Source organism: Streptomyces sp. NPDC049915 (genome assembly GCF_040656475.1).
Taxonomy (GTDB): domain Bacteria; phylum Actinomycetota; class Actinomycetes; order Streptomycetales; family Streptomycetaceae; genus Streptomyces.
Genome location: NZ_JBFAMH010000039.1, coordinates 24,363 through 50,220 on the forward strand (window position 1 = coordinate 24,363; position 25,858 = coordinate 50,220).

Annotated in this window: 26 protein-coding genes and 3 pseudogenes; 18 read left to right on the top strand and 11 right to left on the bottom strand. The window is 69.4% G+C overall.

Annotated elements, in window-relative coordinates; all coding sequences use genetic code 11:
- Window positions 1-172: 172 nt before the first annotated feature.
- From AB0J12_RS36450 to AB0J12_RS36465, 4 genes and pseudogenes are all read left to right on the top strand, one after another.
- Window positions 173-544, top strand: coding sequence for a hypothetical protein (locus AB0J12_RS36450; RefSeq protein ID WP_363269011.1), 372 nt, complete (start codon window positions 173-175; stop codon window positions 542-544).
- Between the two features lie 303 nt (window positions 545-847).
- Window positions 848-1,150, top strand: a complete 303-nt coding sequence (locus AB0J12_RS36455; RefSeq protein WP_363269043.1) for a hypothetical protein — start codon at window positions 848-850, stop codon at window positions 1,148-1,150.
- Between the two features lie 39 nt (window positions 1,151-1,189).
- Window positions 1,190-1,585 (top strand): hypothetical protein, encoded by a 396-nt coding sequence (locus AB0J12_RS36460; protein WP_363269012.1) that lies wholly within the window; start codon window positions 1,190-1,192, stop codon window positions 1,583-1,585.
- Window positions 1,586-1,717: 132 nt separating this feature from the next.
- Window positions 1,718-1,926: pseudogene (locus tag AB0J12_RS36465) on the top strand (IS5/IS1182 family transposase); the annotation flags it as partial.
- Window positions 1,927-2,449: 523 nt separating this feature from the next.
- Here AB0J12_RS36465 and AB0J12_RS36470 read toward each other — a convergent pair.
- The 3 genes from AB0J12_RS36470 to AB0J12_RS36480 form a co-directional block, all read right to left on the bottom strand.
- On the bottom strand, window positions 2,450-2,860 hold the full coding sequence (locus AB0J12_RS36470) for a hypothetical protein (RefSeq protein ID WP_363269013.1): 411 nt from the start codon (window positions 2,858-2,860) through the stop codon (window positions 2,450-2,452).
- Window positions 2,861-3,405: 545 nt separating this feature from the next.
- On the bottom strand, window positions 3,406-4,254 hold the full coding sequence (locus AB0J12_RS36475) for a helix-turn-helix transcriptional regulator (RefSeq protein WP_363269014.1): 849 nt from the start codon (window positions 4,252-4,254) through the stop codon (window positions 3,406-3,408).
- Window positions 4,251-4,991, bottom strand: coding sequence for a DUF6879 family protein (locus AB0J12_RS36480; protein ID WP_363269015.1), 741 nt, complete (start codon window positions 4,989-4,991; stop codon window positions 4,251-4,253). Before AB0J12_RS36480 ends, AB0J12_RS36475 begins: the two co-directional genes overlap by 4 nt.
- A 777-nt stretch (window positions 4,992-5,768) precedes the next feature.
- On the opposite strand from AB0J12_RS36480, the gene AB0J12_RS36485 reads away from it, so the two are divergent.
- The 4 genes and pseudogenes from AB0J12_RS36485 to AB0J12_RS36500 all read left to right on the top strand — a co-directional run.
- A complete protein-coding gene (locus tag AB0J12_RS36485; RefSeq protein ID WP_363269016.1) occupies window positions 5,769-6,032 on the top strand; it encodes a hypothetical protein in 264 nt (87 codons plus the stop codon).
- Between the two features lie 24 nt (window positions 6,033-6,056).
- A complete protein-coding gene (locus tag AB0J12_RS36490) occupies window positions 6,057-6,350 on the top strand; it encodes a hypothetical protein (protein WP_363269017.1) in 294 nt (97 codons plus the stop codon).
- 5 nt (window positions 6,351-6,355) lie between these two features.
- Window positions 6,356-6,718 (top strand): hypothetical protein, encoded by a 363-nt coding sequence (locus AB0J12_RS36495; RefSeq protein ID WP_363269019.1) that lies wholly within the window; start codon window positions 6,356-6,358, stop codon window positions 6,716-6,718.
- Window positions 6,651-7,978 (top strand): annotated as a pseudogene (locus tag AB0J12_RS36500) (ISL3 family transposase); the annotation flags it as partial. The gene AB0J12_RS36495 and the pseudogene AB0J12_RS36500, both read left to right, overlap by 68 nt.
- A gap of 285 nt (window positions 7,979-8,263) precedes the next feature.
- Here AB0J12_RS36500 and AB0J12_RS36505 read toward each other — a convergent pair.
- A complete protein-coding gene (locus tag AB0J12_RS36505) occupies window positions 8,264-9,508 on the bottom strand; it encodes a hypothetical protein (protein ID WP_363269020.1) in 1,245 nt (414 codons plus the stop codon).
- Window positions 9,509-9,583: 75 nt separating this feature from the next.
- Here AB0J12_RS36505 and AB0J12_RS36510 point away from each other — a divergent pair, with 75 nt between their 5' ends.
- Window positions 9,584-9,991: a hypothetical protein gene (locus AB0J12_RS36510; RefSeq protein ID WP_363269021.1), complete on the top strand. Its 408-nt coding sequence runs from the start codon at window positions 9,584-9,586 to the stop codon at window positions 9,989-9,991.
- Window positions 9,992-10,000: 9 nt separating this feature from the next.
- A complete protein-coding gene (locus AB0J12_RS36515; RefSeq protein WP_363269022.1) occupies window positions 10,001-10,219 on the top strand; it encodes a helix-turn-helix transcriptional regulator in 219 nt (72 codons plus the stop codon).
- Window positions 10,220-10,325: 106 nt separating this feature from the next.
- On the opposite strand, the pseudogene AB0J12_RS36520 reads toward AB0J12_RS36515, so the two are convergent.
- Window positions 10,326-11,078: pseudogene (locus AB0J12_RS36520) on the bottom strand (hypothetical protein).
- Window positions 11,079-11,453: 375 nt separating this feature from the next.
- On the opposite strand from AB0J12_RS36520, the gene AB0J12_RS36525 reads away from it, so the two are divergent.
- The 6 genes from AB0J12_RS36525 to AB0J12_RS36550 all read left to right on the top strand — a co-directional run bounded on the left by AB0J12_RS36525 (window position 11,454) and on the right by AB0J12_RS36550 (window position 16,865).
- Window positions 11,454-12,008: a hypothetical protein gene (locus AB0J12_RS36525; RefSeq protein ID WP_363269024.1), complete on the top strand. Its 555-nt coding sequence runs from the start codon at window positions 11,454-11,456 to the stop codon at window positions 12,006-12,008.
- Window positions 11,987-12,349, top strand: a complete 363-nt coding sequence (locus AB0J12_RS36530) for a hypothetical protein (RefSeq protein WP_363269026.1) — start codon at window positions 11,987-11,989, stop codon at window positions 12,347-12,349. The genes AB0J12_RS36525 and AB0J12_RS36530 overlap by 22 nt, the downstream gene beginning before the upstream one ends.
- Before the next feature lie 157 nt (window positions 12,350-12,506).
- Window positions 12,507-12,725 carry a DUF5133 domain-containing protein gene (locus AB0J12_RS36535; protein WP_363269027.1) on the top strand — a complete coding sequence of 73 codons (219 nt, stop codon included), beginning with the start codon at window positions 12,507-12,509 and terminating at the stop codon, window positions 12,723-12,725.
- A gap of 914 nt (window positions 12,726-13,639) precedes the next feature.
- Window positions 13,640-14,293: a response regulator transcription factor gene (locus AB0J12_RS36540; RefSeq protein ID WP_363269029.1), complete on the top strand. Its 654-nt coding sequence runs from the start codon at window positions 13,640-13,642 to the stop codon at window positions 14,291-14,293.
- A complete protein-coding gene (locus AB0J12_RS36545) occupies window positions 14,284-15,552 on the top strand; it encodes a HAMP domain-containing sensor histidine kinase (RefSeq protein WP_363269030.1) in 1,269 nt (422 codons plus the stop codon). The genes AB0J12_RS36540 and AB0J12_RS36545 overlap by 10 nt, the downstream gene beginning before the upstream one ends.
- A 38-nt stretch (window positions 15,553-15,590) precedes the next feature.
- Window positions 15,591-16,865, top strand: a complete 1,275-nt coding sequence (locus tag AB0J12_RS36550) for a hypothetical protein (protein WP_363269031.1) — start codon at window positions 15,591-15,593, stop codon at window positions 16,863-16,865.
- Between the two features lie 200 nt (window positions 16,866-17,065).
- On the opposite strand, the gene AB0J12_RS36555 is transcribed toward AB0J12_RS36550, so the two are convergent.
- Genes AB0J12_RS36555 through AB0J12_RS36575 form a run of 5 tightly spaced genes read right to left on the bottom strand, consistent with a single transcriptional unit; the run spans window position 17,066 to window position 22,277 of the window.
- Window positions 17,066-17,827: a response regulator transcription factor gene (locus AB0J12_RS36555; protein ID WP_363269032.1), complete on the bottom strand. Its 762-nt coding sequence runs from the start codon at window positions 17,825-17,827 to the stop codon at window positions 17,066-17,068.
- Between the two features lie 38 nt (window positions 17,828-17,865).
- Window positions 17,866-20,517 carry an FtsX-like permease family protein gene (locus AB0J12_RS36560; protein ID WP_363269033.1) on the bottom strand — a complete coding sequence of 884 codons (2,652 nt, stop codon included), beginning with the start codon at window positions 20,515-20,517 and terminating at the stop codon, window positions 17,866-17,868.
- Window positions 20,514-21,176: an ABC transporter ATP-binding protein gene (locus tag AB0J12_RS36565; protein ID WP_363269034.1), complete on the bottom strand. Its 663-nt coding sequence runs from the start codon at window positions 21,174-21,176 to the stop codon at window positions 20,514-20,516. Before AB0J12_RS36565 ends, AB0J12_RS36560 begins: the two co-directional genes overlap by 4 nt.
- Window positions 21,163-21,873 (bottom strand): ABC transporter ATP-binding protein, encoded by a 711-nt coding sequence (locus AB0J12_RS36570; protein WP_363269036.1) that lies wholly within the window; start codon window positions 21,871-21,873, stop codon window positions 21,163-21,165. The genes AB0J12_RS36565 and AB0J12_RS36570 overlap by 14 nt, the downstream gene beginning before the upstream one ends.
- A gap of 5 nt (window positions 21,874-21,878) precedes the next feature.
- Complete coding sequence (locus tag AB0J12_RS36575) at window positions 21,879-22,277, bottom strand: hypothetical protein (protein WP_363269038.1); 399 nt, start codon at window positions 22,275-22,277, stop codon at window positions 21,879-21,881.
- Window positions 22,278-22,688: 411 nt separating this feature from the next.
- Here AB0J12_RS36575 and AB0J12_RS36580 point away from each other — a divergent pair, with 411 nt between their 5' ends.
- Complete coding sequence (locus AB0J12_RS36580; protein WP_363269040.1) at window positions 22,689-24,014, top strand: HAMP domain-containing sensor histidine kinase; 1,326 nt, start codon at window positions 22,689-22,691, stop codon at window positions 24,012-24,014.
- A 19-nt stretch (window positions 24,015-24,033) separates the two neighbouring features.
- Here the strand turns inward: AB0J12_RS36580 and AB0J12_RS36585 are convergent, their stop codons facing one another.
- Window positions 24,034-24,504, bottom strand: coding sequence for a transposase (locus AB0J12_RS36585; protein ID WP_363269041.1), 471 nt, complete (start codon window positions 24,502-24,504; stop codon window positions 24,034-24,036).
- Between the two features lie 910 nt (window positions 24,505-25,414).
- Between AB0J12_RS36585 and AB0J12_RS36590 the strand changes: the two genes are divergently transcribed.
- On the top strand, window positions 25,415-25,858 hold a 444-nt coding region (locus AB0J12_RS36590), incomplete at its 3' end, for an HTH domain-containing protein (RefSeq protein ID WP_363269042.1).

A 25,858-nucleotide genomic window follows, 5' to 3' on the forward strand; every position in this document is an offset into this window, starting at 1 on the left:
GGTTCCGTGGTGCTGGCGGGGCGATGCGTGGGTCCTCCAGAGCGGCCGTGCATGGCCTGGGAAGGCCGAATGGGCGTTCCCCTTCGTCATGCTGTTGATCAGCAACTCACTGAAGTGGGCGAACTTGGGGTTCGGGTGGTGGCTCCTTGGGGGTGGGGGCCGTTTGCGAGGCATGAGCAAACCTGATGAGAAGCTGACGACTGCGCAGGCGGCGAAGCTCCTGGGTGTCCGTGCGGACACCGTCCACGCGATGAAGGCTGAAGGCCAGTTGACCGTGGTCGGAAAGGGACGTAATGGCACCAACTTGTTCGCGCTCGGCGATGTGGAGCGGTTGAGGGTACAGCGCCTCAAGGCCCGACGCGCCATTCCTGCTCAGCAGGCCGAACTGCCGGGCGAGAGTGAGATGACCTGCGATGGGTGTCGGGCACTGCGCGCGCAGGTGTTGGCTGAGAGAGAGGCGCGCCTTGAGGCCGAGGCGCGGGTGCGCGTGGAGAGGGAGCGCGCCGATCGAGCGCTGACGGGACTTAACGCCGTCATCGGATAGGTCGCTACTTAGTACTATTTTTCGGTCCATGCCAGTTCAGTCGTGCCCGTGGCGATCCAGCCGTACTCCTCCTCGGTGGTGGGGCCATCCCATAGGGCACGGATCCCAGGGCGCTGACGCGTTCACGTGGGTGAAGACCCAGTACCGCCTGGGCTTGCCCGCGTGGTCAGTCGCCGTGGCTTGCTCGGGTCAGACGCGGAAGCGGAAGAGCCAGTCGCCGGTCTTCTGTGCGGCGGTGTTCCTGTTTGACACCGCAACGGCCGGCGCGCAGACCGCTGGCATCATGGGCTGGTGAAGACATGGATGCGCTGCTACTGGGACGAGGAAGACACCTGGTTCTACTTCGAGGTCGACGCTGAAGACTGGGTGATCCGGCAAGTCGAGCTCGAAGGGCCTGAGTTGACCCCGGTCGCAGCTGCCTCCCTAGCCGAGTGGCAGCGGGCCCGCGACGCGGGCCGCCTCGATGAGTACGACAGCAGGTTCGGGTTCACAGCCGAGCTGCCGGTCTCGGAATGGGAAGGCCACGACCCCGAACAACTCACCTCTGAGGAGTTCGAGGAAGTCTGGGATAGTGCCCGCCGCCAGATTGCATCCCGGCCCAGCTGACCTCTCGGCCCCGCGGAGACCGCCTGGCATCATCGCGACATGACCCCGACGCTTCCCCGCACTGTTCGAGCCGTCGACACAGCTCATCTCCTGGACCTGGCCCAGGAGGCCGCGATGCACAGCTTCAGCCAGCGGCTCCCGGTCGACTGGCTCCGCGAGCACCTCGCCGAGGAGGCGACGCACTACCTATTCCCGACACTCGTGCAGCGGCTCACGCACCGCCCCGAGATGCCGCTGCAGTGGAGGTGCCAGCAACTGCTGACCGTCAAAACCGGCGAACGGATCTGGGGGCTGCTCGACGTCCTTCCCGACGCCTTCGACAAGATCCCGGAGACCCTAGACACGGCCTCCAAGAAGGACATCGTCAGCCGCATCGAGCGGGCAGTAACTGTCCGCGAGTGGATGGAACGGACGGGCGCCGAAGCAGGTTCATGACGCCTCTGGAATGTGATGCAGCCTGCTGGACAGTCTGAAGAAATGACACCGATCTGAGACAGCTGTCGGCCGACACGTCTTGAGACTGAAGGGGAACGTCCAGGTCATAGCATCGACGCACCGATCCCGGCCGACCAACAGGCCCGCCGCAAACGGCGCGGCAGTCGCGGCGGAAGGCCACCCGGTTTGACCGAGAGGTCTACAAGCAGCGGAACACCGTCGAGTGGTGCATCAACCACCTCAAGCAGTGGCGGGGCATCGCCACCCGCTATGCGAAGACCGCCACGATCTACCTCGCCGGGCTCCACCTGGCAGGCATCTTCCTTTGGTCGGCCCGCTGACGAGCAACCAGCACAGTCAGAGACGACCATGCCCCGGAACGATCGTCTCGCACCGATCACACAGCACGAGGTGGACCCGCCGGCTCTCACGCAGCGAGCCGTCCGCACCACAGCGCTCACAGATGTCCTCACTGCGGTCAGCGAACGCATCAGTGACAGCATGGAGGCGCGCGCGCTCAGCCTCCGTCCAGTTGCCACCAGGCATCCACAGCCGCGGAAAAGCCTGGAACGCCAGTGCCCCCCACTTCTGCTTCACGGCCAGAAGCTCGTAGTCCGGGAACTCCGCGACAACCGCTCGGTGGCACTCAAGCACCAACTGCCGCCAGCCAGGACCCACCTCAAAGTGATACGACGGGTCTCGCAGGTGCTGTCTGATCGGCTCTAGCACGTCGCCTGAAGCCGACGAAGTCCCAACCATCCTGCCCCCTCATGCAGCAATCGCCCTCGATCTTACGGGTCACGACCTGGGGGGCGGGCGCCGGTCTCCGCGGGCCAGTGTCCCCTGGGCGGCCCATAGCGGGGCTCATAGCCGCGTGCCGACTGCGATGCGGTCGTTGCCCGACAGGGTGACGATGGCCCGCAGCAAGATCTGCAGTCGCCGCTCGTCGAGGTCTTGGGCGGCCGAGAGGGTGAACAGCCCGATGGGCAGTAGCGACAGGACCAAGCCGAGGAACGTGCGGTCGTCCTCGTCGAGGCCGAGGGTGTACAGGCGGCCCATCATGTTGTCCCAGCGGCAGACGGGGCGGCCGTCGGCGTCCTCGATGACGAGCGCCTGTCGCACGCGCGGGAGGCCGAGGATCGTCCCTTCCTCGAGCAAGGCCTGCGCGGCGGCGCGTTCCCGCCGGCTGGTCGCCGCGCGCAGCGGCAGCGTGCCGAGGTCGACGTCGTTCGTGTCTTCCGCCTGTGCCGGGGCCTCGGTCTCGGTCATCGTCATGGTCGTGCCTCCGCAGGGAATCGAGACCCACCCGGCCCGAATGCGGCGCCGAGCAGGAGGGGATCGGTGAGGCGGCCGGTTCCGTCCGGTCGCTGCAGCCAGCCGCGGCCGACCACGGAGTACAAGACCGGTGGGCAGGTCAGTACCCACCCCGCCGGGCGCACGTGGAGTGCGCGCACGTCGTCCAGCTCGTCGGCGAGGCTCGGGGAAACAAGCCACCAGGCCCGGTTGGTCTCCACGTCTGCGAGGACCGGGCCCAGGCGGTTACTGCTGATTCGCTTCATGGCGTGCACCGATCGCAGCAGAGGTGCCTCCACGACCCGCCAGTGCCTACCGGACGGGAACGGAGCGAGTTCCTCTGTGTCCCATAGGCGTCGCACTGTGGTGGGTTGGTCGGTGCAGGACAGGAGCCAGTCTTGGCCCCGTTGCTGCGTCGGCAAGGTGGGCATTGCGGCCATGACCAGCACGTTAGTTCGGGCGATTGCGGGACGGGGCGTCGATTGCGCGCGATTGCGTCTGGGGACCCGCCGGTTGCTGCCGGTTGCTTACGACAGGTCGAGGGAGGCCCGCGCGCGGCCGATGAGCCGGCGGGCGGTGGCGTCGTATTCGGCGGATTCTGCGAGCCAGTCCCACGCCCGTTCGTACAGCTCGATGTCGTCTGCACCGGTGAGCCAGAGTTCTTCGCTGATCGTCTCGACGATGACGAGACGTCGGTCATAGATCCAGAAGGCGTGAGGCACGGTGCGGCGTAACTGTGCGCCGAAGGGGATGATGCCCAGCTCGATGCGGCGCTGCCCGACGAGGTTGTACAGCCGGTCGAGCTGCTCGGCCATCACGTCGACGGCGCAGGAGCGGTGGTACAGGGCGGCCTCGCAGACAAGGAACCGGAAAACCTTGTCGGGGTCGTACAGAGCTTCCTGCCGGCGCATGCGGGCCTCGACGGCTGCGTCTGTCGTGGGCGTGATGCCGCGGAACTCTGCGTTGGCGTCGAAGATGGCGCGGGCGTACTGCGGGGTCTGGAACAGGCCGGGCACACGGGAGACCTCGAGGCCGCGGATCCTCTGTGTCGCCTCGGTCTGCCGGACGGCGATCTCCTGGCGGCCGCGGTGTCCACCGGCCAGCTGGCGGCGCCACGAGCGGTGGCGCTGCTTCATGTCCAGGCCTGCGAGCAGGCCGTGCAGTTCGGCCTCGACGTCCGGGCGTTCGATCGCCCGCGCCCACGCTGTCAGGTCGTCGCGCGTAGGCGTCTGTTTGCCGTTCTGCAGGCGCGACACCTTGGACGTCTGCCAGCCGAGCCGGGCGGCGACGTCCTTGCCTTCCAGCCCAGCCTCGGCGCGCAGTTCACGCAGGCGCGCACCGAGGGACTCGCGGGCGTTCTGGAAGTCGGTGGTCACATCTTGGAAGCTACCCGCTTTTCGAACTGGGCTGTAGGCACTGCGTGGTGCCACGCGGCGTCACGTGCCTGGCAGGCGGCGAGCACTTCGGCCGGGTCCTCCGTGACGTACACGCCGAGCGTGGCGTCGTCTTCGTCGAACGCGAAGCGGGCGACGATCCGGGAGTCGAACAGCCAGAAGTCGTAGTCCGGCAGGCGCAGCTGCTCGGCCTGCGCGCGGGTGAGGTGGCGGATGTCCTCTCCGGCCGCGACGTTGCTGGGCGCGCTGGCGAGCAGGAACCGCTGCCCGTCGGTGGCGGGCTCGTCGGCGATCCGCACCCGCTCGAACCGCTTCCCGGCCGCGGTCTGAGCCGTGACGTTCTCCCGCCAGGCGTTGGCCGGCTCGGCAGCGATGTCCTCGCCGGCCTGCCAGCGCTGCCACTTCGGACTGTTGCGGTCGGAGGCGTAGCCGCGGCGGGTCTCGAGCCGCCAGGCGGTGTGCCGGAACTCGCGGAACAAGTGAGCGATCTCGCCGAACGGCCGCAGCTTGACCGCTCGGGCGCTGGGCGCGAACCGGATGAGGAGATCGCGCGGGACCCGGACGAACGTCTCCGACGGCTTCACATCGCGCAACTGCACCAGGTGCTCCGGGTCGGTCACCCGGTCGCCCTGCACGAGGATCTCGTCGGTGCCGTCGATCTCGTACAGTGTCGGGCAGTCGCCGTCATCGCTGGTGGTACCGAGGAACCTGAGCGCCATCGCCGCCTCCACGTCCGGGTCGTTGGCGTACCAGCATGCGCGGGATTGCGGGCGCCGCGCCCAGGAATTGCAGTGGATTGCGCGCTGCGTCGGCAGCACCGTCAATTGCACGCAATCAGCGGACGAGGGCGGCCGCGGTTGGGCTCGCCGTGGCAGAACTGCGGTGGCCACGAGGGTTCAGTCACTGGGCATGTCCACGGCTTGCGGCCGGAGATTGTGCTGAAGCCGTCTCCCTGTGCCCTGGGTCGCCACCGCTGACATGATCGATGAGTGAATCGCCCCAGCACCGCGGCCTCGGATACAGGTGTTCAGCGCGACGCCGTGCAAGGACGATCAGCCTCGGTGCCCTTGCAAGCAGTTTCGGAAATCTCCGATCTTCGAGGGGAGAACGGGGAGGGGCCGGCCGTCGAGTAGGTGAAGGCGCTCACCTACGCGCCCCTGGAACCCGACGGAGACCTACTCACATGACGTCGTCCTTGGACTGGGCCGGGCTTGTTCCGGCTGTAACGGCCACCGCGCAGGCGGTGGCCGTTATGGTGCAGGTGTACTGGGACCGGCGGCAACGCGGTACCAGGGCGACGGAGCACGACGACTGCCGCCGCGTGCCCGGCCACGGCAAGGCCGCCCTGCCCGACACTGGTGCGGGCCGCGTGCAGGTCAGCGTCGTAGCGCCCGCCCGTACGTCACCTTGGTCGTCCTCGTGGACGGCAGTGCCAACGGTGCGGACGTTGCGCTGCCCGCGAAGGGATACCGCCCGTGGTAGCGGGTGAAGCTCCAGTGGACCCTTCTGCCTCCGAGGAGCCCTCTGCCTCCGTTGAGGTGGACCTGGGCCAGAGGCTTCTCGACTACTACGACACGTTCATCGCCGAGGAGCCGCGGGTCCTTCGCAGCGTGTGGAACGGCAGGCTCTCGGAGCAGGCCTGCGCCCAAGAGGCGTTCTTGAAGGTGGCGAGGAAGGTCGCGGCCGGAGATCTGGGACCTGGCGTGAAAATCGGGGCCTACCTGCGCACGACCTCATGGCATCTGGCGGTCGACACGTAGCGCGCCCAGACGCGGACCGAACTGGTGGATGACACCGCGCATGTGGCGGGGTCCGTCCAGCACAGTGAGGACTTCGATCCGCTCAAGGAGCTGGTCCGGCCCGCGATCGACGCTATGCCGCTCAGCAGGCGTCGCACGGTCGTGCAGCTGCAGAGCCAGGGTCTGGATGACGCACAGATCTCCGAGGTCCTGGGTATAGCGCCGGCCCGGATCCAACGGGACCGATACGCAGCCGTCAGCGAGTTGCGCAGCGAGCTGGGCAATTTCATCCGGGATGGGCACCGCAAGAAGACACGACGCGCGAAGAAGGACAGGTGACGGTTGTGCGCCGCTTCACTGAGGGCAGCGGCGGCCGCCCGACGCCGGCGGTCCCGGCCGAGCTGCTGACGCTCATGGACAAGCTCGCCGGGCCCCCCGAATTCTGGGATCGTCCCGACGGCGACTTCGGCCCCCTGAGCGACCTGTACGAGCTGGACGTCGAGGCGCGCCAGCGGGCGAACTCGTTGTACCGGCACGGCTCCAAAGCCTTGGGCCGCGACGAGCTGTCCACGGCCGCCGACTGGCTGGGACAGGCGGCCGCCGCCGGCCATCCAGGAGCGCTGTTCCGGCTCGCTCTGGGTAGTAGTCCGTGTGAGGGTGCGGCGGCTGGTGTGTCCCACGCGAGGCTGTCGGCACACCTTCCGTGAGCAGGTGCCTGGGGTGCTGGAGCGATACCAGCGACGCACGGCCCGTCTGACCAGGCAAGTCAAGGCCGTGGTCAAGGAGTTAGCGGGCCGGGCCGGGGCTCGTTTGCTGGCAATCCTTGCGGTGGGCGTCTCGCGGCACACCGCCCTGCGGACCCTGCTGCGTATCCCACTGCCCACCGGGCGAATACCCCGAGTGATCGGCGTCGACGACTTCGCTCTGCGCCGGCGCCACCGCTATGCCACCGTGATCATCGATGCCGAGACCCACGAGCGGATCGACGTGCTGCCCGACCGCACGGCCGACACCCTTGAAGCATGGTTACGCGCTCATCCGGGCGTCGACGTCGTCTGCCGCGACGGCTCCGCGACTTACGCCGAGGCCATCCGTCGTGCTCTGCCCGACGCCGTGCAGGTTGGTGATCACTGGCATTTGTGGCACAACCTGTGCGAAGCCGCGCTGAGCGAGGTCAAGGCGCACAGCACCTGCTGGGCCACCGTTCTGGACGCGCCCCTCTACGACGGCCCCCGTGCACAGACCACCCTGGAACGCTGGCACCAGATCCACGACCTGCTCGACCAGGGCGTGGGCCTGCTCGAATGCGCCCGCCGTCTGCAACTGGCCCTGAACACCGTCAAACGCTACGCCCGCGCCGATCGGCCCGAGCGGATGCTCCGCGTCCCCAAATACCGCGCGAGCCTTGTCGATCCCTACCGCGAACACCTGCGCAAACGCCGGGCCGAAGACCCCGCCGTCCCTGTCAAGCACCTATTCGAAGAGATCAAAGACCAAGGGTTCACCGGCTGCCTCAACCTCCTGCATAAGTACATCAACCAGGGCCGCGCGGACGCCGACCGCAGCCACATCTCCCCGCGCAGACTCGCCCGCATGCTCCTCACCATGCCCGACAACCTCAAGGCCGAACATCAGCACCTACTGGACCGGCTCATCGCGGCCTGCCCTGAGATGATCCAACTCGCCGTCTGCATCAGGGACTTCGCCCAGTTCCTGAAGCCTCACCCAGACAATGCCGACGCGCTCGAGCTCTGGATCACCCAGGTCCGCGCTGCCGATCTGCCGCACCTGAATGCCTTCACTCGAGGGCTGGAGCGAGACCTCGACGCCGTGATCGCCGCGTTCAAACTCCGCTACAGCAACGGCCCCACCGAGGGCGTCAACACCAAGACCAAGCGGATCGCCCGCCAGATGTGCACGGACGAGCAGGCTTCACCCTCCTCCGCCACCGCATCCTCCTCGGATAGCGACACCCTCCGTCACCACCGAATGTGAGACAGGGCCGTTGATTAGACACTCCCGCCCGGGGCCAGGTTCACGGTCAGCCTGCCCGCCGGGTGACCAGGGCCGGGCCGAAGTTGACGACCGGCCTGGTGAACAAACCCTCCAGTGAGGCGGCACCACGGCCGCTGGCCGGGGTGTCGGGCCGCCGGCCTCAATGGCGGGTGCGGGCCGCCCAAGGTGTCGTCGATCCAGGCTCGGGATGACCGAAGACCTGAAGGGGTGACCGTGGTGCGGGGATGGCGGGTGCCTCATCGGAGGAACCGGATCTGTGGGTAGTGGGGTGAGGGGTGCTGGAGCAGGTGGTTGTCGAGGTGGCGTAGATGAAGGTCGAAAAATGCTCGTACGTAGTCGCGTTGCGCGTGGATGGCGGGGTGCGGGTCGAGGGTGCCGATTGCTTGCGTCACCTGGCTGGGCGTCAGTCCGAGGGCGGGCGCGGCCTGGGGTAGCAGTGTTTCCAGGTCGGTGAACGAGGTGTGAGTGGAACCGATGAGGGCCAGTTCGCGTTTCCAGCCGTACTGGCTGGTCCAGAACTGATCCCAGCTGGGATCCTCCGGGCCTGGGCCGGGTTCGCTGCCGAAGAGAAGGAATGGCCGGTCAGTGCCGGCGGTGACAGGTGGCAGGAGGCTGCCGTCCAGGTTGACGCCGGCCCGCAGGCGCCGGTCGGCGCGGATCGCTGCGGCGGCTGTGGCGCCACCGAGGGAGTGGCCGAGCATGCCGACGCGGGACAGGTCGAACGCGCCGGCGAGGGTGGGTGGCAGGGGTCGCCGCCCGGCGTCGGCGTTGTGTCCGGCGTTGAGCGCGGTGAGCCGGTCCAGCACGAACCGGGTGTCCGCGGTGCGGACAGCGAGGCCCTTCGCGATCAGGGCATCGTCGATGTCGCCGGTAATGGCGAAGGTTTCCACCCGGCCGCCGGGAAACTCGACTTGGTCGGCGTCGTAGGTGTGGTCGATGGCCACGACCAGGTAGCCGTGGCTGGCAAGTTCCTGGATCAGAACAGTGCCGAGGCTGCGGTCGCTGCGCAGGCCCGGTGAGTACAGGACGACCGGCCTCCCGCACCGGCCGCGGTCCACCGGTGCGGCCAGGTGGGCGTGTGTGGTCGGCAGCAGCAGCGTGCCGGAGGGGATGCCCTGTTCCCGCTCGAAGACGGTGGCGGCGCCGGGCGACATCCACGGCGCGGACGGGTTGCCGTGGGTGGCGCGTGCCGGGTACCAGAGCTGGATCATGAGTTCCCGAGCCGGCCGGGAATCCTGCCAGGGATCGACGCGCGCCCGGTCGACCAGGTGCACCGCGACCGTGCCCAGGGGATGCGGACCGGTTGGTGCGGGCAGGGTGAGCCGCACCGGAGTCGGCGTGGGGGCGGCGGCGACCGGCGAGTGTGCGGCGGGCCGCGACTGGGCGGATGCCGCGGTGGCCATCGGGAGGGAAGCGATGGCGGACGCCGCGGCGGTACCGAGCAGCGCCCGGCGGGTCAGGAGTCGTCTCTCGTTCACCATCGAAAAACGTAAGGTATCCCTGCTATTGAGTCAAGTAATCTTGACTCAATAGCAGGGATACCTTACATTCATCGCATGGCAAAGCAGGTACAGCAGGACCAGGTGACGCGCGCGGCCCGCCGCGCTGTACTCATCGACGGCATCCCCGTGTCCACTTTGGGCGTGATAGCCCTGGCGCTGGGCAGCAACCCCGATCCGAGCACCGACCAGAAGGCTGGTTGGATCGCGACCACCGCCGCCTTCACCCTCGCGATCGCCTGGGTGCTGCTGCGGGCATTCCGGCGCGCGGACGAATACCTGCGCAGGATTCAGTTGGAGAGCATGGCCATCGCCTTCGCCGCAGTCCTCGTGGCGCTGCAAGTGGCTACCGTGCTCGATGCCGCAGGCATCATCCAGCTCCATCAGCTCGCGCAAGTGATCCTCCTCGGCGGCGTGGCAATCTGGATGACGATCGCTGACCTGCGTACCCGCCTGAACAAGTGACGGCGCACTGTGAAGAACCGACTACGCGAACTGCGGGCAGCTCGCCGGTGGAGCCAGGCCGACCTGGCCGACCGGTGCCACGTCTCCCGGCAGGCCATCAACGCCATCGAAACCGAGCGGCACGATCCCAGCCTGCCTCTGGCGTTCACCATCGCCGACGTCTTCGGCCTGACCATCGAGGAAATCTTCCGTCCCGACCGGACGGAAACGACTGGCAACCCGGCCTGACACTGATTCCTCATGCAGCCTCGACAGGCCGCATGAGGAATCAGTGAACGAAAGGGCGCTCGCCCCGAAACCGGGACGAGCTCCCTGTGACCGACTGCGCGGCAGGTCAGGCCGCGTGCCGGGTGGCCCGCTTTGGCTCGCTGGCGTCCTTGCGCGTCACACCCAGATACACGACCAGAGCGAGGATGACGGCCAGGAACAACGCGCTGGTCACCACCGTGCCCAGGCCCACGCCGCCGTCTCCGGTCGGCTGGGAGAGGTAGTCGCCGATCGACGCGCCGAGGGGCCGGGCGAGGATGTAGGCGATCCAGAAACTCCAGACCGTGTTCAGGCCGAGGCAGAACCGAGCGAGGGCGATCGCGGCGATGGCCGCGGCGAAGAGCACGGCCGACACCCAGTAGCCGAGGTTTATCTTCTCGGCGACCAGGTCGCCGGCGGAGGTTAGTCAGTAAAACGGCTCGGGCAGGTGGTGTCGATGTGGTGGATCGACAGGGTTGCGCTCGGCGCGGTACCAGAGGGCGAAGACAACCACCAGGGCGAACGCGAAGACCGTGGTGGTGGTCTCCAGCGCCACGCCCACGTTGTCGGTGAGGTTGTCGCTGACCAAGGTTACCGACGACGCTGATCAGGGCGACGGCGAGCCAGTACACCCCCGGGCGGTAGCCCTTTGTGCGGAACTGCACCACGAGCACGACGGCGAGCAGCACGCTCATCAGCACTGACACGCCGGTCAGGCCGAGGCCGGCCTTCTCGTGGTGCACAGCACCTTGATCACCCAGAAGCGGACGGTGACCTCGGGCACCTTGTTCCAGCGCAGCCGGTGACGGGAAGGGGCTGCCCGGCCGGCCTCCTGAAGCACCGGATTCTCAGATGTCTCGCATGCCAGCTGCCCGACCGTGGCACCGGGCACTTGAACAGATCCTGACTGCCGCCGTGGATCACCTGCCCCGCCCGTTCCGTGCCCGCACCATAGCTCCATGCACGCGCACGCACATGGTCTCCGCATAGCGGTCTTCCGTCCCGCCCCTGCCCCGGCGACGGAAGAAGACCGCCATGCACGCACCCGCTCCGACCGCCACCCCGGCGCCCACTGACCGCGCGACCGCCTGGCTGCGGCGCCGTCTGGGCCGGGCCGTCGTCTTGTCCTACGCCGCAGCCCTGCTCGTGCCGGGCCTCCGGCCTGTGGCTGCGCCACCCCCACACGCTGCCGCTCGGACCGCTGATCCGACTGCCGGTGTCCACCGCACCATTCCTGCTGTGGCTGATGCTGTTCTCGGCCGGACTCCAGGTCCCTGTCCGCGAACTGGGCCGAGTGGTGCGGCGCCCGAGTGCACTGCTCGCCGGGCTCGCGCTGCACCTGGCGATCCCGCTGCTGGTCGTCCCGCTCGTCGCGGTCCTGCTGCACGCCTCGCCCGACTCCGACGGCGGCAGCGGCCTGGTCACCGCGGTGATCCTGATCGTGGCGATGCCCATCGTGGCCGGCGCCACGGTCTGGACCGGCAAGGGCGACGGCGACCAGCCCACCATGGTCGGCCTGGTCCTCGCCTCCACCCTCCTCAGCCCACTCACCACACCGCTGGTTATCGAGCTGCTGTCCCCGCTGCTCAGCGGCGGCTACGCCGACTCGCTCGCCGCGCGCGTCCACACTGCGGGCGGCGGCTTCACCCTCGTCGGCGTGGTGCTGCCCAGCGCGGCGGGCATCCTGGTCCGCCTCACCCTGCCCCGTCCCTGCTCGTCCGAGTACTGGGCGCAGTCGTGCCTGTGGCCATGGCCGGCTCGCTGGTCCTGACGTACGTCAACGCCAGCGGCGCCCTCGGCTCCTTCGTCGCCCAGCCACGCCCGCTGCTGCTGGGCGCCGTGCTGGTCGTGGCGGCACTGGTCTGCCAGCTGTCGTTCGTGCTCGGCCGGTGCGCGGCGCGGGTGCTGCGGCTGGACCCGCCCGCCGCCTCCTCGTTCACCCTCGCCTGCGGCATGAACAACAACAGCGCCAGCGCCGTACTGATCACCGCCGCGCTCCCGGACAAACCGCACGTGCTGCTCCCGGTCCTCGCCTACGGCCTGCTCCAGAAGACAGCCGCCAACCGAGTCGTACGGGTCCGGCCTCCCACGGTGTTGCGTTCTATTGCCTAGAACCTCGCGGTCCCCGGCCCGACGCCGGGGCCGCAGGACACCGGTGCGCGCAAGCTGTCGCAGCCTGTTCCCAGGATGCGACAGGCGTCGATGGCTGCGACCGTACTGGTGAAGAGTGATCGATGCAGGCCGACCCGCACGGGAGACAGACTTTGTCATGGCGTACCCCCCGCAGTTGCGCGAGCTGGTCGAACGATGCGAAACGCTGAGGCGCCGCCTGGCCGTCGACCACAGCGCCGAGACCGCCCGTCGGCTCGAAGACGCGACCCACACACTGTGCCTGCTCACCGGAACCCGCCGACTGGACACGGCGCTGTACGTCGCCCGTCAGCAGATGTTCGAGGCGATGAGACGCAAGCAGCCCAACCAGCACTGAGAGGCTCAGCCGTGAATGTCCAGGTCAGGTAGGACGCGCTGGCTGCAGTCCGAAGACGATCAACACGGTCCCAGATCCTCGCCACCACGGATCTGGGACCGCCATCATGCGCGCTGAGCACAACGTACCGCGAACCGCCCGTTCCGGGACCGATGAGTGATAGATCAACAAAACCGGATTCGCGGCCTGTCAGTCTTCACGCGCCGTCCCACTCCGCGGACCGGCACGAGCATCACCGAAGCCGTTCATGCGCTTCGGGGGCTCACTGCTGCGTATCCGCTGCCCGGCCTCACGGCGCATGCCGACTGCCCCCTGTTCAAGGGCCTGATCCGACGAGGAAGCGGGCCGTCGGCGCGGTCGCCGGGACACTGATCAGTGGTGGCTGGGTGCGTACATGACGACTGCCATGCAGGCGAGGCCTCGCCGATCAAGGCCGGAGCGGTCGGGCCGGTAGCTTTCGGCGACTATGCCCCGGGCGATCGACCCGGCGGTGTTCATCGTCAGTGACGGCCGCCATGTCCGTGGACCGCAGCCGAATGCCGGCCTTTCCGCTGATGAGCGTGGGATGGCGGGAGCTTAAGCCACCATCGCGGTCGGTGCCCCACCCGTAGTTCGAGACGCCGTGCTGCCAGACACCGATGTGCACCCTGCGCTTTCCGACCCGGTAGGTGGGCATTCCGTACGACAGTGCCACGCTCGCCTGCGGGAATTCCACCAGAATCAGCCCGCTCACCCGGTCGCAGAGCGAACGGTGACCTGGCGCAATGGCGTCTGCGGCTCGGCCGGTCGCGCCCGACGGCCGCGGATTCATGGCAGGGCAGGAGCGTGCGGCACCAGCGGCGGCCTGCTCCAGGCCGTCAGGCGGATGACCTGGGCAGATGGAGAACTGGGACGGGAGTGTCTAGGGTCAGCGCGTGGCTTTCATCATGGTGTGCGAGGACGACACGGCGGTCTGCGGCGTCCTCAAGCGCGCCCTGGAGCATGACGGCCACACCGTCTCCGTCGCTGCCACGGCCGACAGCCTGCTGCGGCAGCTCGCACCGGCGCCCCATCTGGTCGTCCTGGATCTCGGGCTCCCGGACGCCGACGGCCGCGACGTCTGCCTGGCCCTGCGGGCTCGCGGCGTCGACGCGCCGGTGTTGATGCTCACGGCCTTGGACGGCCTGCATCACAAGGTCGGCGGCTTCGAGGCCGGGGCCGACGACTACATGACCAAACCCTTCGACATCCCGGAACTGCTGGTCCGCGTCCGGGCGCTGCTGCGCCGGGCCACCGTGGCGCCCGCACCGCGCGAGGTCGTCCTCGATCCGGCGAAGCACGTGGTGACCTACGATTCGGTGAGCATGAGCCTGACCCCGACCGAGTTCCGGCTGTTGGGCCGCCTGATCGCCTCGCAGGGCGACGCGGTACGCCGCCACGCCCTCGTCGCTGCCGGCTGGCCGCACGGGGCGCAGGTCAGCGACAACACCCTCGACTCCTATGTGCGCCGGCTGCGGGCCAAGCTCGGTCCGCTGGGTGTGGCCGAGCGTCTGGCGACCGTCCGCGGCGTGGGCTACCGATGGCAGTGACGGGATTCCGTAGGCGGGTCGTCGCACTCACCGTGCTGATCGCCACCGCCGTGGTCGCGATCCTGGTCGTGGTCTCGCACGTACTGCTGAGCCGGGTGACGGACGCCGACGCGCACGACCTGGCACGTACCCGCGCCGAGGCGATCGCGGCGAACGTCACCGCCAAGGGCGGCCGTGTCGTGCTGACGGAGAACGGCAGCGAGGCGCTGGACGAGGTCGCCTGGGTGTATGCCGACGGCCGCCTGATCGACGGAAACGTCCCGCCGAGCCTGGTCGATCGCGTCGAGGAGCTCGCAGACTCCGGGCGACCGCAGACCGCGACGGTCGACGATTACCTCTTGTACGTGCGGCAGGTCCCGATCGACGGCCACCACGTCATGGTGATCGTCCGGGTGGACCTCACGCCCTACGAGACATCCGAGCAGCGCAGCCTGACCTTGTCGCTGATCCTGGGCGGCCTCACGATCCTCCTCGCCGGCGGCGTCGCACACCTCGTGGTGCACCGCGCGCTGCGGGTCGTGCACGAGATGGCCGCACTCGCCGACGACTGGGGCCATCACGAACCCGGGCGGCGCTTCAACCTCGGAGTCCCCCGCGACGAGTTCGGGGAACTGGGACAGACCCTGGACCATCTCCTGGAGCGCGTCGACAACGCGCTGGCGGACGAGCGCCGGCTCACCGATGAAATCGCCCACGAGCTGCGGACACCGCTCACGGTCCTGCGGGCCGAGGCGCAGCTGGCCGAGCTGTCCGGCGAGCCGGTGCCGCCGGAGGCGGTACTGAGCGAGGTCGACCGCCTCGATACGGCGATCACGACGCTGCTGCGCGCCGCGCGCGCACGGACGGACAAGGGGACCCGGTGCGATCTGCGCTCCGCCGCGCGGCAGGCGATCGCCGGCCGCGCGGTCGAGGTCGCCATTCCCTCGGAGGTCGAGGTCGCCGTGGCGCCCGACGTCGCCGTGGCGCTGCTGTCACCCCTGCTGGAGAACGGCCTGCGGCATGCGAAGTCCCGTGTGTGGATCACCGCGCGCAACCAGGGCGAGACCATCGTGGTCGATGTCCGGGACGACGGCCCCGGGTTCGATCCCGCTGACGTCGACCGGGTCTTCGAAGCGGGCGTGACCGGCGGCCACGGGCACGGGCTAGGGCTGCCAGTGGTCCGGCGCATCGCCGCCTCGGCCGGTGCGGAGGTCCGCGCGATCGCGGACGGCCGCGGTCATGTCGAGGTGACACTCCCGGCGGCGCGTGCGGCCACGTAGTCAGGTTATGTGCAGGTTCCTCGCGTAAGCCTCCCTGCATGACAACGACAACGGAAGCACGCACGCGCAGCGGGCGTCTCATGCTCAACAAGGTTCCCGAGGTCACCATCTGGTTCTGGGTGATCAAGGTCCTGTGCACGACCGTGGGTGAGAGCTTCGCCGACTGGATCAACATGAAGCTGGGCGTCGGCCTGGTCAACACCGCCTGGATCTTCACCGCGGTGTTCGTCGTGGTCCTGGCCGTCCAGCTGCGGCTGAAGCGGTACGTTCCGTTCCCCTACTGGCTGACCGTGGTCGTTGTCAGCGTCACGGGCACCCTGTACACCGACATCCTGACCGATCAGCTGAACGTGCCGCTGTGGATCAGTTCCGCGGTCTTCTCGGTGCTGCTCGCGGCGGTCTTCGGCGTGTGGTGGGCGCGTGAGCGCACGCTGTCGATCCACTCGGTCACGACAATTCCGCGGGAGTCGTTCTACTGGCTCGCCGTTCTCGTCACCTTCGCGCTCGGCACTGCGACCGGCGACTGGACTCTGGAGCTGACCGGCTGGCGCCCGGGCGTCTCCGTGTTGCTGCCGCTCGGCCTCATCGCGGCGATCACGGCGCTGTGGAAGTTCGGCGCGAATCCGGTGCTGTCCTTCTGGCTCGCCTACATCCTGACCCGCCCGCTGGGCGCGAACATCGGCGACTGGCTCGCCTCCCCCAAGGTCGCCCAGAACCCGGGCGACCCGACCGGTCTCGCCCTGGGCACGTTCACCACCAGCCTGATCTTCCTCGGCCTCATCCTGGCCACGGTGGTCTACCTGACGGTGACGCGCTCGGATGTGACCGAGACCAACGAGGCTGCCCACGCCGCACACACCAGCGGCGACCCGCGCAAGGAGCGCGTCGCGCTGGCCGGCTTCGGACTGCTCGCCGTCGCCACCGCGGGCCTGCTCGTCTGGGCCCACGGCCAGCCGCACGTCGGCCCGGCGCCGGAGGAAGACAACACCTCCGCGGTCCAGATGGCTCCTGGCCAGGCGGTGAAGAAGTTCCCGCCCGCCAAGGTCGCCGCACTGAAGACCCTCGCCTCCACCTCACTCAAGGACGCACGCTCGGGGAACGAGACCGGGGCCCACGCGGCCGCTCAGAAGCTGCGCGACCTGTGGGACGCCGACCAGGCGTCGCTGCAGCCGCTGGACCAGGCCGGCTGGACCTCTATCGACGCTCAGATGGACAAGATGCTCACAACGTTCGGCATCGATCACTCGAACCCGCCGATGTCGCCTGCGCAGCAGGAGAAGGAACTGAACACCCTCCTGACGGACATGGGCTGACAGACCGCACAGCGCCCGGCCGGCCCACCCGGCCGACGGGCTCAGAGTGCCGAGGCAGCGCAGAGAACCGCGCTTCCTCGGCACACGCCGGGGAGCCTCGGACACCGCAAGGCGGCCGCAGCCTCGCGTGGGGCGGTCGCTGACCGGATGGCGTGGGCCGAATGAGTGCAGAACCTACCGCGCGAGCAGGCGAGGGCCGCTCAGCTCTTCGCCCCAGCCCCATCGCTCCAGCCGCAGCGCTCGAGACGGTAGCCATGCCCTCGGAGCGTGCTGATGTGAGGCAACCGGCAAGGGCGGCCGCACTCCTCGGCGGCCTGGGTGAGACGTCGGCGCAGGCCGGCCATGGTGACGTCCAGAGTCTTGGTGGGGCCGAACCAGTTCTCGTCCCACACCTCTGCCATCAGCGATTCTCGCGAGACGGCGGTGCCAGGGTGCCGGGCGAGCAGGGCGAGAAGGTCGAATTCCTTCGGCCGTAGAGGGACGTCCGTGTCGTGCAGGGTGCAGCGGCGGGACGTGGTGTCGATGACGAGGTCGCCGAGCCGTAGGGGTTGCTGGGGTGGTGACGTGCTGGTCCGGCGGCGCAGGTGGGCGCGCAGGCGTGCCAGAAGGACGGTGAGGCTGAAGGGCTTGACCAGGTAGTCGTCCGCGCCTGCGTCGAGGCCGGCGATGACGTCGATGTCGTCGGCACGTGCTGTGAGGATCACGATCAGCAGGTCGGGGAAGCGGGTGCGCAGGGTGCGGGCGAGGTCGAGACCGTCGAGGTCGGGCAGGCCGAGGTCCAGCAGGACGGCGTCATGGGAGGTGCGGGTGGCCTCGGCCAGCGCCGAGGCGCCGGTGCGGCTCCAGGTGGGGGCGTAGCCGTTGACGCGCAGGCCGGTTTCCAGGTGGCGTCCGATGGTGTCGTCGTCCTCGACGACCAGGATGTGCGGACGGCTGCGGTCCGGTGCGGCAGGCGTGCCCATGGCAACAGAGTAGGCAGGTCGCTCCCCTTCAGGCGGGCTCACAGGTCGCGGAGTTCCTCCACCGCGGGGCGCCGGGCACCGCGGATGCCGTTCAGGGCTGCGGCCAGTACGGCGATCAAGGCGGCCAGTCCGGCCAGGGTCAGGTAGACGCCGGGCACCGCCAAGGCGGCGGGCGGCGGGTCGAACACGCCGGTCAGGACCTTGACCAGCATCTCCGACAGCGCCCATCCGATGACCGCACCCCCGGCCAGGCCGCCCGCGGCCAGCAGCAGGGCCTCGGTGAGGACCATGCCGCGCAACTGGCGTGTGCGTGCGCCGAGGACGGTGGCGATGGCGAAGGTACGACGGCGTTCGGCGAGCCCGAGGGCGAGCACCAGTCCCCCGGCTCCGGCGGCCAGCAGGACCGCGAAGGCGAGCTCGATGCGGGTGAGCCCGGCCAGGTCGATGGAGGTCAGGCTGGTGCCGACAGTGCCGCGGGGCTGGGTGAGGTCGCTGACGGTGGCGCTGGTGCCGAGCTGCGAACGCAGGCGCGCGGCGATCTGCTTCTGGTGGGTGCCGCCGGTGTCGAGGAGGAAGGCGCCGACCGCGTCGCTGCCGGTCGCCTTGGCGATGTAGGCGGCGTTGGCGACGAAGAAGCTGTCCTTCGGTGCCGTGGGGAACTCCTTGGCGATGCCGGCGTAGTGGAAGGGGACGGTGTGCAGGGCCTTGGTGCGGGCGTCCTGGATGCGCAGGTTGACGGTGTCGCCGGGCGCGAGCTGGAAATCGTTGACGGTTTCGACGCTGACCAGCAGGTTGTCCGGGCGCTGGGCCAGCTTGTGCATGAGCTGCTGGGTGGTACCGCCGGCGAAGTAGGCGTCCTGGAGTGAGGTGGCCTGGGCGATGGTGTCGGGGCGGACGCCGTAGAGGTCCTGCAGGTCGGAGCCGACGTAGGCGAAGCGGTGCTGAAGGGGTTCGACGTGCCGTACGCCGGAGACTTTCAGCGAGCCAGCCACACTGGGTGAGACTCGGGCGCCGGGTGGTTCGGTGACGGTGACGTCGGCGCCGTTGGTCAGGCGGGCGTCGACCGCGGCCTGCTGCCGGTAGGTGGCGTTGAAGACGGCGGTGGAGAGCGCGAAGGAAACCGCGAGGGCGAGCAGCACCACCGAGCGGGCCAGAGGGCGGCGGCGCCGCGAGAGGGTGGCGGCGGTGGTGCCGGCGAGCGTCGCGGTCAGCGGGCGGGCCAGCCGGGCCAGGACGGGGCGGCCGTGGGTGAGGGCGAGGAGCATGAGCCGCCACAGCAGAAGAGCGGCGCCGATCCACAGCAGAGCGGGGCCGAGGAAGGCCCAGTACGACACGGAGATGCTGGGCACGCCCTCCGGGGCGAGGACGAGGGCGTACTGGTTGCCGGAGGAGGCGCGGAATACGAGCCAGGAGCCGATCAGGAGGGCGAAGTCCAGGCCGTACCGCATCCACCAGGGGTTTCGTGTGCTGCGGGCGCCGGACTCCTTGCGGGTGTCCGCGACGGTCACCGTGCGCAGGTCGCACAGGGCCGGGACGAGGACGGCTCCCGCGGCCACAACCGCGCCGAGGACGAATGCGATGCCGTACCAGCCGGCCCAGGTACCCGCGCCCGCTCCGAAGGAAGCAGCACCAAAGGCGAGGCGGCCGGTCAGCGCGGCGATGCCCAGTCCGGCCAAGCCCCCGAGGACACCGATCAGCGCCGCTTCCAGCCCGGCGAGGGCGGTGATCTGGCGGGGGCGCAGGCCGCGCAGCCGGAGCAGGCCCTGCTCCTGCCGGCGCCGCTCACCGCCGGCGGAGGCGACCGCGGCAGTCAGCGCGGCGGCCAGGACCGCGCCGGGGACGCCCAGGAAGAGGAAGAGGATCTGGGCATACAGAGCGTCCTGGCGGGCGGAGTCGAGGGCGGCACCGACGTTGTCGCCGACCAGTGCGGCGCCCGCGGCGCGGGCCTCCAGGTTGTGGGCCGCGCGGGTGACCGCGGTGAAGGCGGCGGCCGGGTCGGAGGGCAGGCGGGCGTCGTCGCGCGCCACGTGGATCTGGGTCGTGACCGCAGAGGCGCCCCGAGTCAACGCGGCGAACCTGGCGGCGGGCAGCAGGACGACGTTGTCCGGGGGTGCGGTCGGCTGGGACTGGCTGGGTGCGCCGACGGTCTGGAAGAGGGAGTCGGCCTGGGGCAGGTCAACCACACCCTCCACCCTCACCGGCCTCAGCCCGATGCCGGGAAACTGGACGCCGATGGTGTCGCCGGGAGCGGCGTGCAGGTTTGAGGCGGTCTGCTGGGCCAGCAGGACACCGTTCGGGGAGCCGGAGAGGGTGCGGACGGCGTCGGGGAAGAGGGCGCGGTAGCCGTCAGGCAGGCCGAGGGCCATACCGGGACCGGTGGTCTGGGTGCTGCCCTGGACGCGCGCGGTGAAGCCGGTGGTGTGGGCGAAACCGACAGGTAGGGCGGCGCGGGTGCCCGGCGCCTTGCGGACCAGGGACATTACCGCGCCGGGGTCGGCGCCAGGCTGTACCTGGACCTGCCAGTCGACGGCGACCGAGCGCACGGCACGCTGGGTCATGGTCGCCTTCGACGCCGTGAGGAAAGAGCCCAGTGCGGCAACCAGGGCGACCGCGAGGGCGATCCCGGCCAGCGCAGCCAGCAGACGTCCGGTGCGATGGCGGGCCAGGCCGGCCGTCCACGAGCCGATCATGGCACCTCCTCGGGTGCGAGCAGCCGGCCGTCGCGCATGGCGCGCCGGGTGGTGAGGCGGGCGGCCACGGCGGGATCGTGGGTGGTGACGACGAGGGCCGCGCCCGTGTGGTCGGCGGCGGTGAGGAGGGCGTTGAGGACACGGCCGCCGGTGGCGTGGTCGAGGCGGCCGGTGGGCTCGTCGGCGAGGATCAGGCGCGGGGACTGGGCCAGCACCCGGGCGACGGCCACCCGCTGTGCCTGACCACCGGAGATCTCCTCGGGCAGCCGGTCCGCCAGGTCGGCCACGTCCACGAGCGCAAGCGCCGCGAGGGCGGCCGGGCGGGCCTCTTGCTCCGTCCGGTCGGCGAGGACCAGGGGCAGGGCGGCGTTCTCGACCACGTTCAGGGCCGGGATCAGGCTGTCGCCCTGGAAGACCAGACCGATGTCGTACGGCCCCAGTGAGGCGGCCCAGGTCACCGTGCCGCTGGTGGGTTGCTCGAGTCCGGCCAGCAGATGCAGCAGCGAGCTCTTGCCCGACCCTGAGGGGCCGACGACGGCGAGCCGATCGCCGGACCCGATCTCCAGGTCGGCACCGTGTACGGCCACGACCGCCTCTGTGCCCGTGCCGAAGGTGAGAGCCGCGTCGGTGCAGGTCACGAGCGCTTTATCCCGTGACATCGGGCACCCCCTGCGCCGCGGGACAGGAGGCGTCGGTTGCCCTGCCGTCCTCCAGCGTGATCACCCGGTCCGCGCTCCGGACGACTTCCGCGCTGTGCGTCACGATCAGCACCGCGCACCCCTGTGCGGCCCGCTCCCGCAGCATGGCGAGGACCACCCGCTCGGTCTCGCCGTCGAGTTCGCCGGTCGGCTCGTCGGCCAGCAGGACAGCGGGCGCGTTGGCCAGCGCCACGGCCAGCCCGGCCCGGGCCAGCTCGCCACCGGACAGCTGCCGGGGCAGCGCATGCATCCGTTCGCCGAGGCCCACCTGGGTCAGCAGCTCCCTGGCCGAAGTGACGGGTTTGCGGGCCGCGGCGCGCTGCGGCAGGCGGACGTTGTCCCGCACGCTCAAATGCGGCAGGAGATTGCGTGTCTGCAACAGTACGCCGATGTGCCGGGCGCGCAGCCGTGCCCGCTCGGTCTCGGGCCGGTGACTGAGGCGTATGCCGTCCAGGCGGACCTCGCCGCCGGAGGGCTCGTCGAGCCCGGCCAGACAGGCCAGCAGGGTGGACTTGCCGGATCCCGAGGGACCCACGACCGCCACCGTCTCGCCCCGACCGACCTGCAGCGACACCCCGCGTAGAGCGAGCGTCTCCTCCTCGTCGGCCCGGTAGAAGCGGTACAGCTCACGGGCAGCCAGCACCGGCTTGGACGCCATGGTGCTCACCGCCAGGCGAAGGAGTCGCTGATGATCCGCCACGGGTCGACGTTGTCGGCGTTGACCGGGCCGGACAAGGTCAGATCCACCTCGTGGCCCGACTTGTAGAAGGCATACCGCTCGAACCCGTCGCGCACCACCTTGCCCGTGACCGGGTCCTTCGCCGAGTCACCCTGATAGGTCAACCGGACGACACGGCCCGCGTGCCGAGACACCTCCGACACCTTCGGCGTGGCGAACTTCGGCACCTGGGAGCGCAGCTTGGGGACTACCGTCTTGGTGACCGAGTCGACCGTGGGGGCAGTGGACGCCGAGACGGCCGTGATCCTCACGGTGTTCAACTTGTCGGTGAACACCGTGCTGCCGCCCTGCTCGGTACGGGCCCAGCCCTCAGGCACCTTCACCGTGAATCCGGAGAAGGACCCACCGGCCGGCCGATAGACGACGTACACCTGGTTGTCAGGGATGTCACCGGGCGGATTGGACTCCGTCGGAGCGGGTGCCGGGTTCTTCTGCCTGTTTCCGACATGCGCCGAAGAAGCCGGCGGTGACGATGTCTTCGAACCAGAACCGGAGTGCGAGCCTGAGCCGGAACAGCCCGCGGTCACCGCTGCCACGAGCACCAGCCCGACTGTCGCGGACGTCCGTGCGTGTGCTGCCATCACCACTGCCCTCCAAGGACTCCCCTGGACCGGACGGTCATGGCACCCACGTTAGGCAGCGGCCGGTTAACGCCCTGCTCGCCGAGGGTTAGACGACGGCAAAAGCGTGAGTTCAGTCCCGCGCGCCCCGCCGAACCGCCGCATGATGAGGGCATGAGACAGCGCGTGGTGCGAGTCGCCCTCACCGCCGCGTTGGTCGCCGTGGTCCTGCTCGCCGTCCCCTTGGCCCTGGCCATCAGGTCCTCCCTGTACGCCGGACAGCGCGACAGCCTGGAGCGCGCGGCCCTCGCCGCGGCCGTACGGGTGAGCCCGGACTATGCGACCGGTGACCCGGTGGAACTGCCCAGGGCGCCGGCAGGGGGGCATCTGGGCCTGTACGACCCGCAACAGGCCAAGCGCGCGGGCAGCGGCCCCGGGCTGGGGGACGCGCCGGTCCGCCGCGCCTTTGGCGGACAGGTGGTCCGGGGGCAGTCGGGCGGCGATCTGGTCGCCGCCGTACCGGTCTCCCACGCCGAGCAGGTGATCGGCGTGGTCCGCGCGTCCTCCCCCGCCGGCACCGTACGCGACCGGGTCCTGGCGGCGTGGGGCGTACTACTGGGCGTGACCGTAGTCGCGCTGACCATCGCGGTACTGATCGCCCGCCGGCAGGCTCGGGCACTGGCCGCCCCGCTGGAGGACCTCTCCCGCCACTGCCGGGCCGTCGCCGAGGGTGACCTGAACGCGAGGGCGGCCCCCAGCAGCATCGCCGAGATCGATCAGGTGGCCCGCACGCACAACGCGATGCTTCGCAGCCTGTCCGAACTCCTGCGCCGCGAGCGCGACTTCGCCACCAACGCCTCCCACCAGCTGCGCACGCCACTAACCGGCTTGCAACTCACTCTGGAGGCGGGCCTCGCCCAGGACGACGACGCCCGGCTACGTGCTGCCCTGACCGAGGCACTGGACACCACCCATCGCCTCCACCAGACCGTGGAAGAAGTGCTGCGCCTGTCCCGCTCCCCGGACCCGCCCCGCCCGGTCGCCGGGGACATCGCGGTGGCACACCTCCTTCAGGAGACGCGGGAGCACTGGCACGGCATGTTCGCCGCCGACGGCAGACGCCTGGAGTGCGGCACACATGACGGACCCGCGGATGTCCTGGTCCCCCGCGGCCCCGTTTCGGAGGTGCTCGGAGTCCTGCTGGACAATGCACGGGTGCACGGGCGCGGAACTACGCGACTGGTGCTGCGGGACCTGAACGACGCCCTCGCCTTCGACGTGAGCGACGAGGGAGCCGCAGAGGGGGAGCCGGCGCAGCTGTTCGACCGCGGGCACACCGGCAACGGCCATGGGACGGGCATCGGCCTCGCCCTCGCTTCCGAACTGGCCCTCTCCATCGGCGGCCGACTCTCCCTCACCAGAAGGGCTCCGACCACGTTCACCCTCCTCGTCCCGGTCCGCGGGGCCGGCTCCGAAGACAACGCACCGGCCACCAGATGAATGCCTCTATCCGACATGCTCAGCTCCGGGTGTGGCTTGTTCGCCAGGAACTGGTCTTCATCGGCACGCATCTGCACGCGGACGCCTGGGTGCGGGCCTTGACCGCCGAGTCCTTGGCCAGCTTGTACATCCGGGCGATCTCCACCGGCCCGTCGCCCGTCTTGGCCTGGACGCGCGCCCGCCCGCTCAGCACCGCCCGGGCCGCGTTCTCGGCATCGAGCGGTTCCGACTTGCCGCGCCGCCGGCGGTCGGCCCGGTCGAACCGGTTCACATCGAAAACGTCCACACCCTGGGCCAGCAGGTAGCGGGACAGGGCCGCCCCGAAGGAGCCGGTACCTTCCACTCCGGCCCGCCGCACCATACCCGACGCCCTGGCCCACCCCAGCAGGTCTCGGTATCCAGCCGCGCTGGCCGGGAACTCCTTGGTGCCGATCACGTCCCCCACCAGGGAGAGCACAGCGGCCACATGGGCATCCCGGTGCGTGTCCACTCCCAGGACCACCTCCCCCGCCGGCCGACGCCGACGAGGGCGCGAAGCGGAGGACGTGCCGGTCATGCTCGTTCCCTTTCAGGCCCGACGGCTTGTCCCGTAGCCGGCAGCGGGCCGTGCGGACGGTCAGAATCGCGATGACGCCTTTCCGGCAAGCCCCTATCGAGACACGTCCATCAGCCCGAGACCAACAGTGCGCTGTCCCCTGGCCGGCGGTCGACACAGTGTGATCAGGACACCTCGGTCAGAGATCTCAGGAGTCAGACCCCGCCGTAGGACAGGCACACACCTACGGTTCTCCGCCCAACCGGCTTCCAGCCACGTCAGCCCGCTCGTTCGAGCGAATTGACTCGCAGCACCGGTCGCCTACCACCGGAACTGGAACCATGCCGCCGTCGTACGTCACTTCGAGTCGAAGGCGGACCATTGGAACGACGGGTCAATGCGCGACAGCTCTCGGTGTTGCAGTGGGTGGAAGCCGAGTGCCCTGCCGACGTATGGAACACCAGCTCCTACAAGACCACCTGCCAGGCACTCCACAACCGTGGCCTGGTCACGGTCTCCCGGAAAAGCGGGCAGTGGAGCGTCACCCTGACAAGCGCCGGTCGGCACTACCTGGCACACGGCACGTACCCTCCCCGCGGATCACGCCCGCGGAAGACCCAGGCCGCCGGACCACGACCCAAGTCCACCCGAGCGCAGGAAACTCCGGCCACCGAGCGGAAACCAAGCCCTCCCTCACATCCTCGTGTGACGCTCACGGAGCAGTTGTTACAGGAGCTCGCGGAGGCCGGCGGCAGGATCGTCAAGAGCGGCAGGGGTGCCGACTTGGAGAAGTGGCCGTCCGGCGTCGCCGCCGCACGGCCGGCCATACCAAAGGGGCAACCCGGCCATCCTCTACAGTCCCGGTGTGTCCAGTACCCCAGTGCTGTCCGCGCGGCCGTCTTGGACGAATCGTGAGCTTGCCGAGCGCATGGAGGTCGATGAGCGCACCGTGCGGCGGGACGTGGCCCGACTGCGGGACCTCGGGTACGGAGTCGAGTCCGATCCGGGGCCGTGGGGCGGCTACCGCATGGCCGCGGGCAGTGCCGTTCCGCCGTTGAACCTGGACGACGACGAAGCTCTGGCGGTGGTCGTCGCGTTGCGCGAAACATCGCTGCGGGGGGTGCTGGGCAGCGACCAGGCGGCCCTGTCAGCACCGTTCAAGCTGCAGCGGATCCTGCCGCGCCGGGTGGCAGAGCATCCTGGGCATCGCCCGCTCCAGCTTCTACTACTGGCGCCGGACCGCCGAGGATCGGGCTGCCCGCCAGGCCGCCGACGGCCGCCTCGCCACCCGGATACGGGCCGTGCACCA

What these genes read in the sequence shown, in the direction of transcription:
- AB0J12_RS36545 (WP_363269030.1), top strand. Translation starts at nt 14,284, where the DNA reads ATGGCAGTGACGGGATTCCGTAGGCGGGTCGTCGCACTCACCGTGCTG.
- AB0J12_RS36450 (WP_363269011.1), top strand. Translation starts at nt 173, where the DNA reads ATGAGCAAACCTGATGAGAAGCTGACGACTGCGCAGGCGGCGAAGCTC.
- AB0J12_RS36470 (WP_363269013.1), bottom strand. Translation starts at nt 2,860, where the DNA reads ATGACGATGACCGAGACCGAGGCCCCGGCACAGGCGGAAGACACGAAC.
- AB0J12_RS36560 (WP_363269033.1), bottom strand. Translation starts at nt 20,517, where the DNA reads ATGATCGGCTCGTGGACGGCCGGCCTGGCCCGCCATCGCACCGGACGT.
- AB0J12_RS36505 (WP_363269020.1), bottom strand. Translation starts at nt 9,508, where the DNA reads ATGGTGAACGAGAGACGACTCCTGACCCGCCGGGCGCTGCTCGGTACC.
- AB0J12_RS36510 (WP_363269021.1), top strand. Translation starts at nt 9,584, where the DNA reads ATGGCAAAGCAGGTACAGCAGGACCAGGTGACGCGCGCGGCCCGCCGC.
- AB0J12_RS36580 (WP_363269040.1), top strand. Translation starts at nt 22,689, where the DNA reads ATGAGACAGCGCGTGGTGCGAGTCGCCCTCACCGCCGCGTTGGTCGCC.
- AB0J12_RS36535 (WP_363269027.1), top strand. Translation starts at nt 12,507, where the DNA reads ATGGCGTACCCCCCGCAGTTGCGCGAGCTGGTCGAACGATGCGAAACG.
- AB0J12_RS36455 (WP_363269043.1), top strand. Translation starts at nt 848, where the DNA reads ATGCGCTGCTACTGGGACGAGGAAGACACCTGGTTCTACTTCGAGGTC.
- AB0J12_RS36555 (WP_363269032.1), bottom strand. Translation starts at nt 17,827, where the DNA reads ATGGGCACGCCTGCCGCACCGGACCGCAGCCGTCCGCACATCCTGGTC.
- AB0J12_RS36550 (WP_363269031.1), top strand. Translation starts at nt 15,591, where the DNA reads ATGACAACGACAACGGAAGCACGCACGCGCAGCGGGCGTCTCATGCTC.
- AB0J12_RS36565 (WP_363269034.1), bottom strand. Translation starts at nt 21,176, where the DNA reads ATGTCACGGGATAAAGCGCTCGTGACCTGCACCGACGCGGCTCTCACC.
- AB0J12_RS36460 (WP_363269012.1), top strand. Translation starts at nt 1,190, where the DNA reads ATGACCCCGACGCTTCCCCGCACTGTTCGAGCCGTCGACACAGCTCAT.
- AB0J12_RS36530 (WP_363269026.1), top strand. Translation starts at nt 11,987, where the DNA reads ATGGCCGGCTCGCTGGTCCTGACGTACGTCAACGCCAGCGGCGCCCTC.
- AB0J12_RS36480 (WP_363269015.1), bottom strand. Translation starts at nt 4,991, where the DNA reads ATGGCGCTCAGGTTCCTCGGTACCACCAGCGATGACGGCGACTGCCCG.
- AB0J12_RS36570 (WP_363269036.1), bottom strand. Translation starts at nt 21,873, where the DNA reads ATGGCGTCCAAGCCGGTGCTGGCTGCCCGTGAGCTGTACCGCTTCTAC.